General features: G+C 30.8%; 1 protein-coding gene. It reads left to right on the plus strand.

Annotation, left to right across the window (positions count from 1 at the left end; genetic code table 11):
* Positions 1 to 133 precede the first annotated feature (133 nt).
* Positions 134 to 697 (plus strand): IS3 family transposase (locus tag ACTNAO_RS12765; RefSeq protein WP_441048086.1); only part of this gene is annotated, 564 nt, incomplete at its 3' end.

Below are 697 nucleotides of genomic sequence, written 5' to 3' on the forward strand. Positions count from 1 at the left end.
ATAATATTTCTAATAATGATGCAGAAATTAAAGCAATGAAAAAAAGAATGGCTAAATTGGAACAGGAAAATGAAATATTAAAAAAAGCACTCTCCATATTCGCAACAACAAAATAGAAGAAATCTATAAATTTATCGATAAATTCAAAGGTTACTATTCTAAGAAAACTCATAAGAAATTTGATATTAAAACCATGTGTAATGTTCTTAAAATAAGTAGGGCTGCTTACTATAAGCATCTTCACCGAAAACCGTCCAGATATGAACAAGAAAATAAAACATTAGACCAGGAAATAATTAATGAATATACAGCCTCTAAAAGGCGTTACGGGGCACCTAAAATTCATAAAATATTAGAAAACAAAGGGCTTTCTATTAGCTTAAAACGTGTTCAAAGAAGAATGAAAAAGCTTGGTATAAAGTCAATTGTGGTGAAGAAATGGAAGCCTTCATGCCAATCCAAAAATAAAACTGTGCAAAAAGAAAATATTATTAAAGGCGATTTCTCAGCTGAAACCATAAATAAGAAGTGGCTTACTGATATAACTTATATTTATACACTTAAAGATGGATGGTGTTATCTAGCCTCTGTTTTTGATTGTTGCAGTGCTAAAATTGTTGGTTGGCATATGTCTAAAACTATTGATGCTGATTTGGCTCTTCAGGCCGTAAAGAATGCTGTAAGCAATCAAGATCCA

This window comes from Clostridium sp. HCP1S3_C6 (genome assembly GCF_052066735.1).
Taxonomy (GTDB): Bacteria; Bacillota; Clostridia; order Clostridiales; family Clostridiaceae; genus Clostridium.